This is a genomic window from Propioniciclava soli (assembly GCF_014858005.1).
GTDB classification, from domain to species: Bacteria; Actinomycetota; Actinomycetes; order Propionibacteriales; family Propionibacteriaceae; genus Propioniciclava; species Propioniciclava soli.
Map to the genome: position 1 here is coordinate 89,254 of NZ_JACYOT010000006.1, position 16,166 is coordinate 105,419.

At 68.5% G+C, this 16,166-nt stretch carries 17 protein-coding genes; 16 read left to right on the top strand and 1 reads right to left on the bottom strand.

Translation table 11 applies throughout. The features are described from left to right. Positions 1–8: 8 nt before the first annotated feature. The 8 genes from IFY26_RS07445 to IFY26_RS07480 all read left to right on the top strand — a co-directional run bounded on the left by IFY26_RS07445 (position 9) and on the right by IFY26_RS07480 (position 8,021). Entirely contained in the window at positions 9–977 is a 969-nt protein-coding gene (locus tag IFY26_RS07445; protein WP_232548367.1) for a hypothetical protein, read from the top strand. Then, on the top strand, positions 977–1,885 hold the full coding sequence (locus IFY26_RS07450; protein WP_232548368.1) for a ParB N-terminal domain-containing protein: 909 nt from the start codon (positions 977–979) through the stop codon (positions 1,883–1,885). The genes IFY26_RS07445 and IFY26_RS07450 overlap by 1 nt, the downstream gene beginning before the upstream one ends. 131 nt (positions 1,886–2,016) lie before the next feature. Beyond that, entirely contained in the window at positions 2,017–2,700 is a 684-nt protein-coding gene (locus tag IFY26_RS07455; protein WP_232548369.1) for a hypothetical protein, read from the top strand. Between the two features lie 17 nt (positions 2,701–2,717). Continuing rightward, on the top strand, positions 2,718–4,358 hold the full coding sequence (locus IFY26_RS07460; protein WP_232548370.1) for a M23 family metallopeptidase: 1,641 nt from the start codon (positions 2,718–2,720) through the stop codon (positions 4,356–4,358). 42 nt (positions 4,359–4,400) lie between these two features. Further along, entirely contained in the window at positions 4,401–4,667 is a 267-nt protein-coding gene (locus tag IFY26_RS07465) for a DUF6112 family protein (RefSeq protein ID WP_232548371.1), read from the top strand. Positions 4,668–4,825: 158 nt separating this feature from the next. Then, positions 4,826–5,149, top strand: a complete 324-nt coding sequence (locus tag IFY26_RS07470) for a DUF6112 family protein (protein ID WP_332836164.1) — start codon at positions 4,826–4,828, stop codon at positions 5,147–5,149. A 41-nt stretch (positions 5,150–5,190) separates the two neighbouring features. After that, on the top strand, positions 5,191–6,546 hold the full coding sequence (locus tag IFY26_RS07475; protein WP_232548372.1) for a conjugal transfer protein TrbL: 1,356 nt from the start codon (positions 5,191–5,193) through the stop codon (positions 6,544–6,546). 8 nt (positions 6,547–6,554) lie between these two features. After that, positions 6,555–8,021: a PrgI family protein gene (locus tag IFY26_RS07480; RefSeq protein ID WP_232548373.1), complete on the top strand. Its 1,467-nt coding sequence runs from the start codon at positions 6,555–6,557 to the stop codon at positions 8,019–8,021. Positions 8,022–8,024: 3 nt separating this feature from the next. On the opposite strand, the gene IFY26_RS07485 is transcribed toward IFY26_RS07480, so the two are convergent. Beyond that, the gene (locus IFY26_RS07485) at positions 8,025–8,882 is read right to left on the bottom strand and encodes a DUF4062 domain-containing protein (RefSeq protein ID WP_232548374.1); all 858 of its coding nucleotides are present in this window, start codon (positions 8,880–8,882) and stop codon (positions 8,025–8,027) included. 89 nt (positions 8,883–8,971) lie between these two features. Here IFY26_RS07485 and IFY26_RS07490 point away from each other — a divergent pair, with 89 nt between their 5' ends. The 8 genes from IFY26_RS07490 to IFY26_RS07525 all read left to right on the top strand — a co-directional run bounded on the left by IFY26_RS07490 (position 8,972) and on the right by IFY26_RS07525 (position 16,077). Next, complete coding sequence (locus IFY26_RS07490) at positions 8,972–9,799, top strand: hypothetical protein (RefSeq protein ID WP_232548375.1); 828 nt, start codon at positions 8,972–8,974, stop codon at positions 9,797–9,799. Next, on the top strand, positions 9,796–11,307 hold the full coding sequence (locus tag IFY26_RS07495) for an ATP-binding protein (protein ID WP_416046560.1): 1,512 nt from the start codon (positions 9,796–9,798) through the stop codon (positions 11,305–11,307). The genes IFY26_RS07490 and IFY26_RS07495 overlap by 4 nt, the downstream gene beginning before the upstream one ends. Continuing rightward, positions 11,304–12,410 carry a DUF4192 domain-containing protein gene (locus IFY26_RS07500; RefSeq protein ID WP_232548376.1) on the top strand — a complete coding sequence of 369 codons (1,107 nt, stop codon included), beginning with the start codon at positions 11,304–11,306 and terminating at the stop codon, positions 12,408–12,410. Before IFY26_RS07495 ends, IFY26_RS07500 begins: the two co-directional genes overlap by 4 nt. Before the next feature lie 228 nt (positions 12,411–12,638). Continuing rightward, the gene (locus IFY26_RS07505) at positions 12,639–12,983 is read left to right on the top strand and encodes a hypothetical protein (protein WP_232548377.1); all 345 of its coding nucleotides are present in this window, start codon (positions 12,639–12,641) and stop codon (positions 12,981–12,983) included. Then, complete coding sequence (locus IFY26_RS07510) at positions 12,980–14,752, top strand: type IV secretory system conjugative DNA transfer family protein (protein WP_232548378.1); 1,773 nt, start codon at positions 12,980–12,982, stop codon at positions 14,750–14,752. Before IFY26_RS07505 ends, IFY26_RS07510 begins: the two co-directional genes overlap by 4 nt. A gap of 86 nt (positions 14,753–14,838) precedes the next feature. Continuing rightward, positions 14,839–15,282, top strand: a complete 444-nt coding sequence (locus IFY26_RS07515) for a single-stranded DNA-binding protein (protein ID WP_232548379.1) — start codon at positions 14,839–14,841, stop codon at positions 15,280–15,282. 13 nt (positions 15,283–15,295) lie between these two features. Then, positions 15,296–15,862 carry a DUF4913 domain-containing protein gene (locus IFY26_RS07520; protein WP_232548380.1) on the top strand — a complete coding sequence of 189 codons (567 nt, stop codon included), beginning with the start codon at positions 15,296–15,298 and terminating at the stop codon, positions 15,860–15,862. Beyond that, entirely contained in the window at positions 15,859–16,077 is a 219-nt protein-coding gene (locus tag IFY26_RS07525; RefSeq protein WP_232548381.1) for a hypothetical protein, read from the top strand. The genes IFY26_RS07520 and IFY26_RS07525 overlap by 4 nt, the downstream gene beginning before the upstream one ends. The last annotated feature ends 89 nt before the right edge of the window (positions 16,078–16,166 follow it).

The following is a 16,166-nucleotide window of genomic DNA, read 5'->3' on the forward strand; positions in this document are numbered from 1 at the left end:
GACAGGTCATGGCCAGGGCATCGGCAGAAAAGGGAACGCGTTCGTGGGAGCGGGTGCGCACCTGTCTGCCAGGAGGTGCCGACACGATGACCACACCCACCACCACAACCACCACCGGCAGCGACCAAACGGCGTTCGGGGCTGAGGACTTCACCACCGGCGAGGGCCTACGCGCCTTGCTGAACCGGCTTTGCGAGAGCGGCGAGGACGCCTGGGTTCACGACCCGGTCGCACGGAAGTTGATGGAGTTCGCTGCCGATAAGTACGCGGCTCTGGCCAGGAAGCACAAGCTGGATACCTGGGAGGCGGCCACGGCGGCGTTCGATGCGATGCAGTACCGCTCGACCCGGGAGGCGAACGATCCGTGGGCGATCATCACCCACGCCGTGCGGATCACCTGCGTGTACGAGGAACGGGCCCAAGGTCTGCTGTGTTCGGTGCATCAGGCGCGCCGTGCGCATGTCTCGGCGTTCCACGATCCTGAACGGTTCTGCGACCGGGACACTCCTCTGGCCGACTACCATCCCGCGTTCCACACCACCGATCCCCACGACGATCCCGGCGAGCCGGCCGACAGTGAGGAGCTGAGGTCGGGGCAGGCCTGCCGCTCGGCCACGTCGGCGGCCGAGGATGCGATGGTGCTGCTGGGTCTGCTGGGTTGGCCCGCGGATTTGGCGCGGGCGTCGGTGGAGCATGTGTGCGGTGCGCTGATGAAGTCCGGCAGCCGTCAGGCCGCCGCCGAGGCGCTGCGCCGCGACCGGCACGTCCGAGCGCTGCTCGACCTGCCACGCCGCTCGTGGAACGTGCTGTTGAAGGCGTTGCTCGGGAACCCGGACCCTGCCTACCGGGCCACCAGTGCCGGGCGCGGGGTGCTGCTGCGGCTCCTGGTCGGGGAGACCTTGGATGTGTTGCTGCGCGACGACGACCTGATCCTCGCCCTCGCGCTCGCCGCGCCCGTCGGCCGAGGGGGCGAGTGATGTCTGAGGCGCAGATCGGGAGCATCCAGCTCGACCGCACGGTGGAATCTATCCTCGTCGGACATCGGCACCGCGTCGACCTGGGCGACATTGATGCGCTGGCGGCGTCCATCGAACGCGACGGACTCCTGCAGCCGATCACGATCACCATCGACGGCGTGCTGATCTGTGGGGCGCGGCGGCTGGCGGCGATCAAGCAGCTGGGTTGGCGCACCGTGAACGTGTGGGTGCGCAGTGGTCTGTCCGACCGGCTCGGACAGCTCCTCGCCGAACAGGACGACAACACCCTTCACAAGCCGCTCAGCCAGCTGGAAGCTGCCGGGTTGTACCGGGAGTTGAAGCAGCTGTTCGCCGAGGACGCCGCCCGCCGGAAGTCGGCGACGCAGTTCAGCAGCGAGAACCAGCCGGGAAGCGACGGTCCCGCAAAGTTTGCGGGACCGTCCAGTGCGCTTGGTGAGGCGCGGGCACAGGCTGCCGCGATGATCCCCGGCGGCGCGTCCCACACCACCTTGGAGAAGATCGGCTACCTCGAAGCCATCGCCGCCGACACCACCCAGCCCGAAGCCTTGCGGGCGGAGGCGGCCGCCGGTTTGGAGCGAATCGAGGCCGGCGACCCGGTGCATCCGATCTACCAGACGATCCGCGAGACGATGCCACCGCCAGGCAGCGGCGTGAGGCTGAGTTGCAAGCCCGTGCCGAGGCGGCGGTTGCTCGCGCGAAGGCGAGCAAGAAGGGAAAGCGGACCCCGCTGCGCTCCCTGCCCGTCGCTGGGGATGAGGGAGAGCCGGTGCGTTACCCGGTGCGGGCGTTCGTGCAGACCTGGGGCGAGTTGGCCGGCTGGTGGACCCACTACGACGCTGACGACCTGGCCGTCCACCTCACCGATGAGCAGGTCGAGAACTTCCTGACCACGGCTGAAGGCACCAGCCGGTTCGCCGACGACCTGCGCGCCGCCCGCACCCCCGACGAGGAACCAGGACCACCGCTGCTCCGCGCCCTCTGAGCTGAAGCGTGGGTGCTCTTGGTGCACCTGGCAGGCATGAATCCTGCCGATCCCGATCCTCGTTCACGCCGTCGCCTGGCCGTCCTTCTTGCCGCAGGCGTCGTCTTGCTCCTGCTTGCTGGCGTGGGCGTCTACGGCCTCCTCACCGGCCCCCGCACCACGACCACTGGTAGCCAGACATCCACGCCGTCGCCCGACGTGAAACCCTCGGCCACGGTCTCGCCGTCTCTGCCTCAGCTTCCGGCAGTGGCGCGCTCGGCTGACCCCGAGGTGTTCGCCCGGAACGTGGCCACAGCCTTGTTCGCGTGGGACACCGCCTCGGGGCTCCTACCGCTGGACTACGCCTCGGCCATCCTTGGCGTTGGCGACCCCTCCGGCGACGAACAAGCCGGACTCGCCTCCGACATCTCCACCTACCTGCCGACCCGAAACGCCTGGATCGAACTGCGCCAGCACGCCACCCGCCAGCACCTGGTCATCGACACCACGGTCATCCCCGACGCCTGGGGAGAGGCGGTGGAACAGGCGAACCCCGGACAGCTGGCCCCCGGGACGGTCGCGGTGACGATCGAGGGCACCCGCCACCGCGCCGGCGTGTGGAACGGCCAACCCGTGACCTCGGAGCATCCGGTCGCGTTCACCATGTTCATGGTCTGCGCACCCTCCTATCCGACCTGCCACTTGCTGCGCCTGTCGCAGCTCGACAACCCGCTGCGCTGAAGAAGGAGGGTGCCGTCATGGTTCGGAAACTCGCCGCCGCCGCGCTCGCGCTGGTGTTTTTCGGCCCCGCTATGGGGCTGATCGGGATCGGAGTGCTGATGAACCCGGCCGCCGCCTACTGCGCCAACCTCACCGGGAGCGTGAACCTTGGCGCCATCCCCGAGTCGTTGACCGTGACCACCGTCAGGGGCGAGACCTTCACCCTCAACCGCCAGCAACTCACCCACGCGGCGACCATCATCGGTGTTGGCAGCGGCATCGACGGCGTCGGACGGGCCGGGATCAAGATCGCACTGATGGCCGCCCTCACCGAATCCACCCTGCGGATGCTGTCCAACACCGGCGCCTACCCGGAATCGGCGAACTATCCCCACGATGGCAACGGCTCGGACCATGACAGCTTGGGCTTGTTCCAGATGCGTCCCCAGTCCGGTTGGGGCACGGTCGCCGACCTCATGAACCCCACCTACCAGGCGCAGGCCTTCTACGGCGGTAACACGGGCCCGAACTACCCGAGCCCCCGCGGACTTCTCGACATTCCCGGCTGGCAGCAGATGGACCCCGGCCAAGCCGCCCAGGCCGTCGAAGTCAGCGCGTTCCCCGACCGCTACCGCAACTATGGACCGGTCGCCGACACGATCCTCGCCACCCTCACCACCAGCGGTGCGGGGGCGAGTGGAGCCGTGTCATCGTCGCGGGTGGTGTTCCCGCTGCCGGCCGGCACCTGGGTGACGAGTTCGCCCTATGGCGTGCGGGTGCATCCGATCACCGGGGAACGCAAACTGCACGCCGGCACAGACTTCTCCGCCTCGGACGGAACCCCGATCCTCGCCGTCGCGGACGGCACCGTGACCGTCGCCGGAGCCTCGGGCGGGTACGGCAACCTCATCGTCATCGAACACACCATCGACGGCCAAACCGTGGCGACCGCCTACGCCCACATGTGGGACCGCGGCGTCCACGTCAACGTCGGCGAGCGCGTGCAGGCCGGCCAGCACATCGGAGATGTCGGCAGCAGCGGACTGTCCACCGGCCCGCACCTGCACTTCGAGGTCCGACCCAGCGGCACCCGAAGCCCGGCAGTCGACGCCGCCGCCTGGCTCACCGCCCACCAGGCAGCCGACCTTCCCGCAGCCACCACCGACAGCCGGGCCAGAGGCTGCCAGGGCACCGGGCTCTACGCCAACACCGGCATCGCACCACCACCGAAGAACCCGGACGGGAGCTGGCCGGCCGAGTCCTGCTCGCTGCCGGACCCGACCCAGCCACGCCGTCGCGGCGCGTGCGTCACCCCGCGGACCGCGACCATCATCCGGCAGATCGAAGCCATGAACGTCGGACACAACGGCATCGCGTGCTGGGACCCGCACGCCTGGAACCCCACGTCGGATCATCCCAAGGGGAAGGCCTGCGACATCGTGTTCGGCAGCCTGGGCCACTTTCCCGAAGGCGCCGACAAGGCCAATGGCGACCGGCTCGCGGAATGGCTCGTCGCCAACGCCGATGTCTGGGGCGTGAACTACGTCATCTGGGGTGGCCGCGTGTGGAGCTCCGCCCGCGCCAGCCAAGGCTGGCGCACCTACACCGGCGGCGGCATCTATGACGTGACCAGTCCCACAGGGGGTCACCACGACCATATCCACCTCAGCCAGCGGTGAACCAGCGATGACTACGTCTGATGCAGGAAGGTGACACCGGCGATGAACGTGTTTCCCGACTTCGGTGGCCTCGGCGGGATCGGTGATCTCCGCGCGGTCGTCGGCGCACTGTTGACGGTCGTGCTGATCGTGGCGGTACTGGTGTTGATCATCTCCGCGATCGTCTGGGCCATCGCCGCCGCCAACGGCAACTACGCCAGTGCGGGCAAGGCCCGAACCGGCGTCCTGGTGGCCCTCGGAGCTGCCGCGCTGGCTGGGAGCGGGGTCGCGTGGATGAACTGGCTGATCAACCTCGGCGAGCAGTTCTGACCCACACCCCAGAGTCTTGCGACTGCCCGCGCCCCCGGGGGTGCGGGCATCGTCACGTCTATCGAACGGCAGCCAGGGCGGGGTGTTGGGTGCACCTGTGGTGCGTACCCCGCTCGCGCCGTCTGTGCGTGGGCCTGTCCGTGTCGAGGAGTCCTGCTGTGTTCGATCTACTCACCACCACCGCTTCGTTCCTGCCGCTGCTGGTGCCGATGGACATCACCATCGACCCGAACACCAACGGCTTGCCTGGGATCAACCAGCTGCGCACCATCGTGGGCGCGGTCATGACCATCGGCCTCATCCTTAGCGTGCTGGCGTTGATCGTGTCGGCGATCGTGTGGGGCTTCGGCGCCAACTCCTCCAACCCGCACCTCGCCTCCCGGGGGAAGGTCGGCGTGCTCGTCTCCTGTGGTGCGGCGGTGATCTGTGGCGCGAGCGTCACGCTGGTCAACTTCTTCTGGGGCGTCGGCCAGTCCGTCTGACCCCGCTCCGGTCGGTCACGTCGAGAGTGCTGGTGGTTGTGATGAGTGTGTGTGACGTTCCGGTCATCTCCTCGGTCTGCGATGCCGTCGGCGAAGGGGCCGCCTCCCTGGTGGCGGCCCCGTTCGACTGGCTCGCCCAAGCGATGGGCGCCGCCGCGGGCTGGTTGTTCGAGGCGGTCTGGTCGGTGTTCGATAGCACGACCTTGGTGGATGTCACCCGGCCCGGCTACGTCGCGGTGTACAACGTGGTCTTCGGGGTCGCGGTCTTCGTCATGCTGATCTTCTTCTGCCTTCAACTCCTCACCGGATTGGTCCGCCGCGACCCCACCGCCCTGGCCAGGGCGGCGCTGGGGCTCGCCAAGTCGGTGCTGGGGTCGTTCGTTGTCATCACGTTGACGGCGCTGCTGCTGGAGGTCGTCGATCAGCTGTGCCTGGGGATCGTGCACGCGGCCGGGGAGACCACAGAGTCGATGGGCGACAGGCTCGCCCTGATGGCCGCCGGGCTGGTCGGGATCAACCTCGCCGCTCCCGGTGTCGGGGCGATCATCACGATCTTCCTCGCGGGCCTGGCGATAGCCTCCGCCGCCATCGTCTGGCTTTCCCTGCTCGTCAGGAAGGCGCTGCTGCTGGTCGCAGTCGTGCTCGCCCCACTCGCTTTCTCGGGGGCGTCGTGGGACGCCTCGCGGGGGTGGATCGGGAAGTGGGCGATGTTCGTCATCGCCCTGATCTGCTCCAAGTTGGTGTTGGTCGTCATGTTCCTGGTCGCGATCACTCAGGTGTCGGCGCCGATCGATGCGGACCTGGCGTCGATCAGCGATCCCATCGCGGGGATCGTGTTGATGGCGATGGCAGCGTTCGCGCCGTATCTGACCTACAAGTTCATCGCGTTCGTCGGGTTCGACATGTACCACGCGATCGGCTCCGAGCAGGACGCCAAGAACGCGCTCAACCGGCCCATCCCGATCCCCAGCAAGACACCAGGCGGCAGCGAACCGAAGAAGGTCCTCGACGGCGCCAGCAGCGGGAGCACCAGCGGGTCGGCCGGCAGCTCGAGTAGTGGAGGGGCGACGCCGCCCGCACCGAAGCCAGCTCCCGCACCCGCCGGAGGTGCTGCCGGTGGTGGGGGTGCGGCCGCGGGCAGCGGTGCTGCGGCGGCTGGTCCGGTCGCCGCCGCGGTGGTGGTCGGCGCGCAGGTCGCCAAGACAGCTGCGACCGCCGGCCCGAAAGCCGGCACGGCCCTGGCCGGCCAGAGTGAACGTGCCGCGGACGCGGCCGTCCAGACGGCTGCCGCACCCCCTCCGCCATCGACTCCGGTCCCCAGAGCTTCAAGTGCGGAGGTGTCACCGCGTTCGTCGACGCCGACCGCTCCGCCCGCACCCCGCCCATCGAAGGAGTAGACCCGCGCATGTCGAAGCACCACGAAACCCCGACAGCTGGCGAGTTGGTGCCGGTGAAGTTCTCCCGGCTCACCCGCCGCGGCATCCTCCTCGGACTCTCCCTGGCCCAACTCGTCACCCTCGCCATCGGCGGCATCACCCTGGTCGGCGCGTTCTACTCCGGCGGTGGGCTGCTGCTGGCCTACACCGCCCCCGTCTGGGTGCTCGCCGCCGTGCTGACCTGGACACCGGTCGCGGGGCGGCCGATGGTCGAATGGTTGCCGGTGGTGTGCTGGTGGCTGTGGCGCGCCACCGGCGGGCAGCTGTTGTACCGGCGCAGGATCGTCGTCCCGCGTCCGGCCGGGACCCTCGCGCTGCCCGGCGACCAGGCACGCCTCAGGGAGTACACCGACCCCGCCACCGACGCCGGGATGATCCACGACCCCCACCAAGCGACCCTCACCGCAGTCTGCGAAGTCAGCCACCCGGCCTTCGTCCTCCTCGACCCCTCCGAACAAGAACGCCGCGTCACCTCCTGGGGCCGCGTCCTGGCCACCGTCTGCCGTTCCGGACGGATCGCCACCCTTCAGGTCTTGGAGCGGACCCTGCCGGACTCCGGCACCGGCCTGGCTGAATGGTGGGCCGCGCACGGCACCGCGGACGGGTCCTGGGCGGCCGACACCTACGCCGAGTTGATCAGCCGGGCCGGACCCGCCGGCGAACGCCACGCCACGACTCTCTCGTTGTCGCTGGATATGAAGACCAGTGCGCGGCAGATCAGGACTGCCGGCGGCGGAGTCCGTGGTGCTGCCGCTGTCCTTCGCCAGGAGATGAACACTCTCGTCGCCGCGCTTCGCTCCGCCGACCTGTCACCCTCAGGCTGGCTGACACCAGGGCAGATCGCGGTGATGCTGCGCTCTGCCTACGACCCGGCCATCGCCGCCACCCTGGAACGCCACGGCCAGCTCGGACAATCGCTGGCCATCGCAGGGCCGGTCGCCGTGACTGAGACCTGGGGACGCCTCCGTACCGACTCTGCCCACCACGCCGTGCTCTGGATCTCGGAGTGGCCACGCTCGCTGGTGTACCCCGGGTTCTTGTCCCCGGTGCTGCTGTCCACCGGTGTCCAGCGGAGCTTCTCGCTGATCTGCACCCCGATGCGCGCCGATGCTGCCGTGCGGGACATCCGCAAGAAGAAAGTCGAACACATCTCCGACCAAGCCCAACGGGCCAAGATCGGCCAGATCGAGGACGCCTCCCAAACCGCCGAATACGGCGACGTCCTCCAGCAAGAAGCAGACCTCACCGCCGGCCACGGCATCCTGCGCTACACCGGCCTCATCGCCGTCTCCGCACCCACCGTCGAAGAACTCGACGCCGCCGTCGCCGCCATCGAACAAGCCGCCATCCAAGCCTCCTGCGAAACCCGACTCCTCGTCGGCCAACAGGCCGCCGCGTTCACGGCGGCTGCTCTCCCGCTCTGCCGGAGGGTATGAGTATCAGTAGACATCGAAGATCTTCTCTCTCGTCTCTTCGTCCTCCACCCAGGTGACGCGGAGCTTCGCTCCGTCGACGCCTGCTGACAGGGCAATCGGCAGCCTGCGCGTTGTCTTCTTGTGCAAGGTCGTCGGCTGACTAGGTGCGATGACGCGCAACATCCCGGCTGCGGTAATGCTCTCGAAGCTCACCTGTTCGGCGTCCTGGTCGCCATCGTTGGTCACCTCCAGCCAGCGTTTCGTCCGATATCGGGGCGCGCCCTTCTTGTCGACTCCTGAGACCTCGCGTTCCTGTTGAGGCTGAACCCGGATGTCCACGCCTGACGGCGTGATGACTGCTGGTGCTGCGCCCGCGAGTCCAAGCGACGAGATGTCGAACTCGACAGCTTTCCATACCTCGTGTCCGAGCTGTGCGGTGGTGGCGAACTCACCGAGTAGTCCGCGTTGGCTGATCTCGGTTCGGAACTCGCGTAGCCCATCGAGTTGGCGCGTGTCGACATCGTTGGGGAGCGCGGCGGTCGAGAAGTAGAGGTGAACGGGCTTACCGGCATCGACGGCCCGTTGAATCTCCTCGACCGTTCCGGACACGGCATCGGGGGTCGGGGAGCCCAGCCGGCTACCGAACAGTGCGAAGACGATGTCCGACTCGTCGACCCCCTGAGCGTTGATGAGGGACTGGGGATGACCGCCAAGGAGTGGCACGGACGAGGTCTCCCACCGCCACGGCAACAAGACGATCTGCTTGTTCTTGGCGTTGGCGTTGTTCCAGTCGTTGATGGCTGCCTCGACGGCATCGCGGGCGTCGGGGATGTCTGAGGGTGAGGCGATCATGACCCGCAGCACCGAGGCAGTGAAACTCATGCCTCAAAGGGTATTGGTCGACGCCCACATCCCGCGCGGGGAAGGCGCACCTGGCTACTGAACCAGTTCCGTTCCAGCCGGAGGCCCAGATGCCCACCTTCCATGATCCTGTTGCCGATGCCGCGGAAGCATCCCAGGCCCTGCGAGGCCTGGCCCACGCGAGCCGAGCCTTCGAGCGGCCTGCCGAGATGTACGGGGTGATCGGGGACCTGTCTTCGAGTATCCGTTCGCTGCGGCAGTCGTTGGAGCAGCTCGCCGATGTCCATGAACGCAAGGCTGCTCACGCCTTCAACGACGACGGTGATCACGACGCCGGGGTGCGGGACGCGCTCGCGGCGGCGGAGGAGCTGCGCCAATGCGCCCTGCTGGTCGACCGGGCCGACGACCGACTCTCGGCCGGGTTCATTGCCGCGGGGCGGATCGCCTGGCACCCCGAACCGGCACCTGAGCCGGTGGCGGAGGAGCCGGTGCCGCAGTGGATCAGTGTGGTGTTCCTTCAAGGCGATGAGGCCGACGAGGTCCTCGATCTGATCGACGCTCAGGGCATTGATGCGGCGTTCGAGCACCTGGCCGGCTACGACTACGGCGATGAGACCGTCGAAGCGGCGATCGCCAACGGGCACGTCTACGACCAGCCGCAGGCTGGTGCGGCTGACCGGACCGCGACCCAGGACGTGTACACCCTGACCTACAGCTCACTGCTGGGCCATGTCGGTCTCTACCGCGAGGCCACCGCGCTACCAGACCCGGCGCTGCTCGGCATCGACACCCCGTTCACCGTCGGCCCCGCGACCGACGCCACGACGACGGCCACCAAAGCAGCGCCACCACGCCGCAGCGCCGGACCGGCTGGCCGCGACTGGTTCGCCGGCCCCGCAGCTGGTGATGCCGCCGGTCGTCGGGAGTTATCGCTGTGAGCGAGCACGAGCGGCTGCACACCGCTGTTCTGGTTGCCCCGGCGAAGGAACGCCGCCGGCTCCGTAGGCAGCGCCGCCGCGCCGAGGTCAGGTTGCACGCCGAGCAGCGCAAGGCCGAACTGGCGGCGGTGAGAATGAAGGCCGAGCGGGAGCGGGCCGAACGGCGAGCAACCACGTTCCTGCCGCGGGTGGGTGACCCGGGACCGGCGGCGCTGCGGTCGCCGGGCTGGTTCCGGCTGACCCGGCATCAGGACACGTCCGCGACATTGGCGGGGGCCTATCCCTTCGTGGCCGAAGGTGGTCTCGGCGCGGACGGGGTGTTCATTGGCCAAGACCTTTACAGCGGCGGCTCGTTCGTCTACGACCCGTGGGTGTTGTACTCCCGCGGCCTCATCACCGCACCGAACGTCGTGCTGGCCGGGATCGTCGGCTCGGGCAAGTCCTCGTTGGCGAAGTCGCTGTACACGAGGTCGCTTCCCTTCAACCGGCGTGTCTATGTGCCCGGTGATCCGAAGGGTGAACACACCGCGGTCGCCAACGCGGTCGGTGGTCGGGCCATCGTGCTCGGCCACGGGCTCAACACCCGGCTGAACCCCCTCGACGAGGGCCACCGGCCCAGCGGCTTGTCGAACGTCCAGTGGGCCAGCACGGTCGCGTCCCGCCGTCGTGACCTGATCGGCGCACTCGCCGAGACCGTCCTCGCCCGGGGGTTGACGCCGCTGGAGCACACCGCGATCGACCTGGCCCTCACCCACACGGTGCGAGAGAACCATGTGCCGATCCTGCCGATGGTGGTCGATCACATCCTCAACCCCAGCTCGGATGCCGACGGCCGGCTGGCTGAGGATGGCCGGCTCGTCGGCCACGCGCTGCGCCGCCTGGTCGCCGGGGACCTGGCCGGCCTGTTCGACGGACCGTCCACCGTCGCCTTCGATCCGAGCCTGCCGATGATCAGCCTCGATCTGTCCCGAGTCGCGGAGAACTCGACCCTGATCTCGGTGTTGATGACGTGTTCGTCGGCGTGGATGGAGTCCGCGCTGCTCGACCCTCATGGTGGGCAGAGGTGGGTCATCTATGACGAGGCGTGGAGGCTGATGAGCTATCCATCCTTGCTCCGCCGGATGGACGCCCACTGGCGTCTGGCTAGGCATTACGGGCTGGCGAACATGCTGATCTTCCATCGCCTCGGCGACCTCGACAACGTCGGCGACCAAGGCTCCGCCATGCGCTCCCTGGCCAACTCACTGCTCGCGAACGCCGAGACCCGGATCGTCTACCGGCAGGAGTCCGACCAACTCGGCTCGACCGCGACCGCGCTCGGCCTCAGCCGCACCGAACAACAGCTCTTGCCGAACCTGGGCGTCGGTCAAGGGCTGTGGCGGATCAAAGCGCGCAGCTTCGTCTGCCAACACCAACTCCATCCCGCCGAACTCGCCCTGTTCGACACCAGCAGCCGCGCAGCGGCACGCACACCGACGCCGCACCTCATGGAAGGAACATCCCGATGAGTGACACCCCGATTCCCCGGTTCCGTCTCGACAGCCCGGCCGACATGGCCCAACTCGTGCCCTACCTGATCGGCTTCGCACCCGAAGAATCATTGGTGATCGTGGTGATCGACGACCAGCAGGTCCAGGTCACCGCCCGAGCCGATCTCGCCGAAATGCGGCAGCCCGGTGCGGCCGAGGATGTGCTGGATCGCATCTGGGCACGGTTCCCGACCGCCGACGCAACCCTGATCGCCTACACACAACACCCCGAGACGGGCTGGGCGCTCCTGGAACGCAGCGCCGACCACCTTCCCGACGCTGTGCTGCGACAGACCATGCTCGTCAACCAGGACACCTGGCACCTTCCCGACGGCACCCACGGCCACCTCAACCCATCGAGCCGCATCACCGCCGAGGCCGCCCACCACGGCCTCCGAACATTCACCCACCGCACCGACCTAGAAGCCCGGTTCGCCAGCGCTCCCGACAGCCCCGAACTCGCCAAGGCCGTCCGGGCGGCCCTCGACGACCTCCCGCGACATCGCGACCTCCCCGCACTCCTGAACCACACCCGCGATCTTCTGCACCGCAACCTGAGCACGCGCACACCGTTCGGCTCAGGTCGGCCCTCGACGCCGATGAGCACCACGGACGCCGCCCAGCTGGCGCACCTCGTGAAGAACCGGCAGGCACGCGACTTCGCCCTCGCGTCGATCACCAAAGCCACCGCGCCTCGCCATCTGGCGCTGTGGAGCGAAGTCCTGAACCGTACGCCCAACAGCTTCGCCGAGGTGCCGGCGGTGATCGCCGGGATCGCGGCCTGGGTCGCCGGCGACGGCGCCAGCGCCAACATAGCCCTGACCCGCACACAGGCCGCCACCACCCGGCTCCGCGTGTCCGGGCCGGCCGAACTGCTGGCAGCCGTCATCGACCAAGTACTGCCGCCCTCGGCTTGGCCCTCGGTACGAGGCCGGATTCTGGAACACGCCGGCCAGGCCGTCCACCACGCCCTCATCACCCACATCCGCGGCACCCAGACCACCACCACGGCGGCCAACGCATTCACGCCTGAGGCTGGCCGCTCCCGTCCAACGACGACGCACACCGGTCCCACGCTGTAGCCCCGGCGCGCCGGGGCAGGCGCACCTGGTGGCATGAGGAAACACACTTCCGAACCGGTTCCCATGCCGGTCACGATCCCGACCGTCCTGCTCCAGGTCCGCGCCGACGGCACCCTGGACGCCACCATTGACGGCCACCCCCTGCTCCCACCAGAAGGAATCGGCCGGTGGCGACGGTCATCGCTGCCGCAGATCATCGACCACGCCAGCAGGGATCGGAGCCTCCCGGTGCGGATCGAAGTCCACGAAGTCGACCAGACCGTCTTCACCGACATCATCAGCGCCCGCCCACGCCCACCCGCCCCAACTGCCGAGACCGACCCCGAGCCGGGACCACGACGCGGCCGACGCGCACTCCCACCCGAAACGCCACGCCTGGTCGAAGTCAGCGGGGACGGGTTCGTGCCGGGCGAAGACGTCGCCCTCGCCGTCATCGTCGGCCATACCGACGCCACCGGAACCGGCACGGCTCGGGCCATCGTCGATCTCGACGACCTGTCGATCGGAGCGACCAGCGAGGTGCTCCTGTTTGGCCGTATCTCGGGCACGAGCACGGTCCGGCGGCTCGCATGACCCAATACCAGTCGGGGAGCATGGGTGACGAACTCACCAACGCCGCCCTCATCGGCCTGATCGGCATCTTCTGTATCGGCCTCGTCCTACGCGCGTCCGGCACCATCACCGCCGTCCTGACCGGCACGGCCCAGCCCACCGTGGGGGCAGCAGGCGGTATTGCCGTCCTGTTCAGCCCCACCGACCCCGCCACGGCGCTGGGCGCGGACGGACTCGATCCTGTCATCTACTGGCTCGTCAGCGCCGGCCTGCTCGGCGCACTCACCGCCACCGCCGTGTGGGTGTGGACCCTCCTGCGCCGTCAGACTCGTATAGCCGAGGCCGACCCGCACCGGCTGGCCGGAATCGCCACCAGCCACGAGGTGAAGACGACCGCCTCCGCGAAAGCCCTCCTGCGCCGCGCCAGCACCCTGCGACCCTCCCTGGAGTCGCCCACACCGCAGGATGTGGGCTACCTCCTCGGGGCCAGCCGCGGCACGAAGGTGTGGGGATCCGTCGAGGACTCGATCCTGCTGATCGGCCCACCCCGCTCCGGCAAAGGCCTCCATGTCGTCATCAATGCGATCCTCGACGCCCCCGGCGCAGTCGTCACCACCAGCACCCGACCCGACAACCTCACCGCAACTCTCCGCGCCCGACAACGCAAGGGCGGGCCAGTCGCCGTGTTCGACCCCCAGCACCTCGCCGAAGGCATCCCCGCCGGACTGCGCTGGTCACCGGTACGCGGCTGCCACGACCCGCTCACCGCGATGATCCGCGCCAACGGCCTCGCCGCCGCCACCGGGCTGTCCGCCGGCGGGGTCGAGTCCGGCGGGTTCTGGGAAGGCAAGACCCGGACCGCGCTCCAAAGCCTGCTCCACGCCGCGGCGCTCGACGGTCGCCCGCCGGCGGAGTTGTTCAGATGGACTCTCGACCCCAGCGCCGCGTCCGAGGCCGTCGCCATCCTCAACTCACATCCGAACGCGGCGATGGGCTGGGACGACTCGTTGGCCGCGATGATCGACGCCGACCCCAAGACCCGCGACAGCATCTGGCAAGGCGTCTCCCTCGCCCTCGCCGCCCTGGCGGACCCACGCGTCCTCGATGCTGTCACCCCCGGACCCGGTGAGACTTTCGACCCCGCAACCTTCCTGACCGAACAGGGCACTCTCTACTTGCTCGCGACCGGCGCCGGCGCCGGTGCATCCGCCGCACTCGTGGCAGCGTTCGTCGAAGACTTGATCGAAACTGCCCGCAACCTCGCCGCTCGCTCACCCGGCGCGCGGCTCGACCCACCACTGCTTTTGGCTCTCGACGAGATAGGCAACCTCGCGCCCCTGCCGTCGCTGCCGGTGTTGATGGCCGAGGGCGGCGGGACCGGGGTCACCACCATGCCGGTGCTGCAATCTCTCGCCCAGGCCCGCGACCGGTGGAGCGAACACCAAGCCGGTGCGATCTGGGACGCCTCCATTGTCAAGATCATCCTCGGCGGCGCGTCCAACAGCCGCGACCTCCAAGACCTCTCCACCCTCATCGGCGAACGCGACGAATACACCAACTCCGTGACGTTGGGCGATCACGGGACCCGCTCCAACCAGCGCTCCATCCGACGCGTCCCGATCCTGCCACCAGACCGAATCCGCACCCTGCCCTTCGGGACCGGGATCACTCTGCTCCGTTCTGCGCCGCCGATCGTGACCGACCTGCGCGCCTGGCCAAGCCGTCCGGATGCAGCCCAACTCCGCCACGACCGCGACGAACTCGAAGCTCTCTTGCGCCGCCCCTCCTGACCTCACCGCTGGAACGACGAGCGCACCTGTCCATCACAGCGACTGCGAGGTGTTGGTCGCGTGAGGTGTGACAAGGAGACATCCCGATGGCTATCCAGACTCAGCAGGCGTTCTCGGGCTTCATCGCGTCCGATCCGCAGCTCTCCGAGACCGACAGCGGGGACGCGAGGCTCTACATGAAGGTCGGCAAGGAGCACTACCGGCAGGAGGATGACGGTTCCTTCACCCAGTTGGAGACGACCTTCCACCACCTGGTCGCGTTCAAGGCCGCCGCCGAGCAGGGCCACCTGAGGCTGGCCAAGGGCGACAAGATCATCGCCGAGGGCTACGTGCGCGAGTACCGCTACCGCGACGCCAGCGGCCAGGCGGTCGAGGGTGAGGAGTTCGTCGCCCGCCGGATCGGCCACGACCTGGCCCGGACCCGCTACGAGGTCGACCGCAGCGCCCGCCGCACCACCGAACGCGAGGCCGTCGGGTTCGAGTCTCCGGAACCACGATCGGTCACGCAGCCCGCGACCGTGAGCATGTGACGAGGGCAGAGCAATGACGGACCACACACCCGAACCCGACGAGCCCGGCACCATCGACAGCCCACCCCAGCCCGGGGTCTTCGATCAGCCCGAGCCGCCGCGTCCGGTGAACTGGAACCTGTTGACCGCCCACGAGCTGGAACAGGAATGGCTGGCGCTCAACGACTGGGTGGCATGGCTGCGCCGCACCTACGGACTGCCCGCGACCGTGATCCCGCCGTTCTGGCATCGCCACCCCGAGTTGGTGTGGGAACTTTCCGCGCTCCACCTCCACTGGTTGTGCGCCTACGACCCCGAGCAACACGGCTCCGCACCGCTGGGCTGGCACCGCGACTTCGCCGACGCCCGCGCCCGGCTCCGGGACTGGGTTGCTACCTCCGGCACCCGCCTGGACCGTGACCGCCCGACCCGCCAGACCAGCTGGCCCGGCGAGGACCCCGCACCACCGGTCGAAGATGTCGTCATCACTGACCGCGCCGAGGACTTCGTCCAGTTCGTGTTCGATCAGGTCGCCGAGCGACAGCAAGCTGAGGAGGCCTTCTACGGCACCCTCGACTACGAGACCGGGGAGCTGACATGACGCGGCCCAGCGGAGACCCGCCAGCCCGGATGCGCGACTACCGGGTCGCCGCCGAGATGCGGGAGACCCCCGACCTTCACCGGCTCGCGCAGCTGTTCATCGGCATGGCTATGCAACGCGCAGAGCAGGACCGCGCAACCGGCCGGGCCAGTGAAAGTGCTGGCCGGGCCGGTGCCGGCAAGGTAGAATCGGGTACGCAAGAAGCCAACGGCTGAACCTCGGTTCGGCCGTGGTGCGCAGTCATGTTTGGCCCATCGTGGCTTACCCGGCAGGCTCTCTAGAGAGTCCGTCCGGGCCGTGTTTC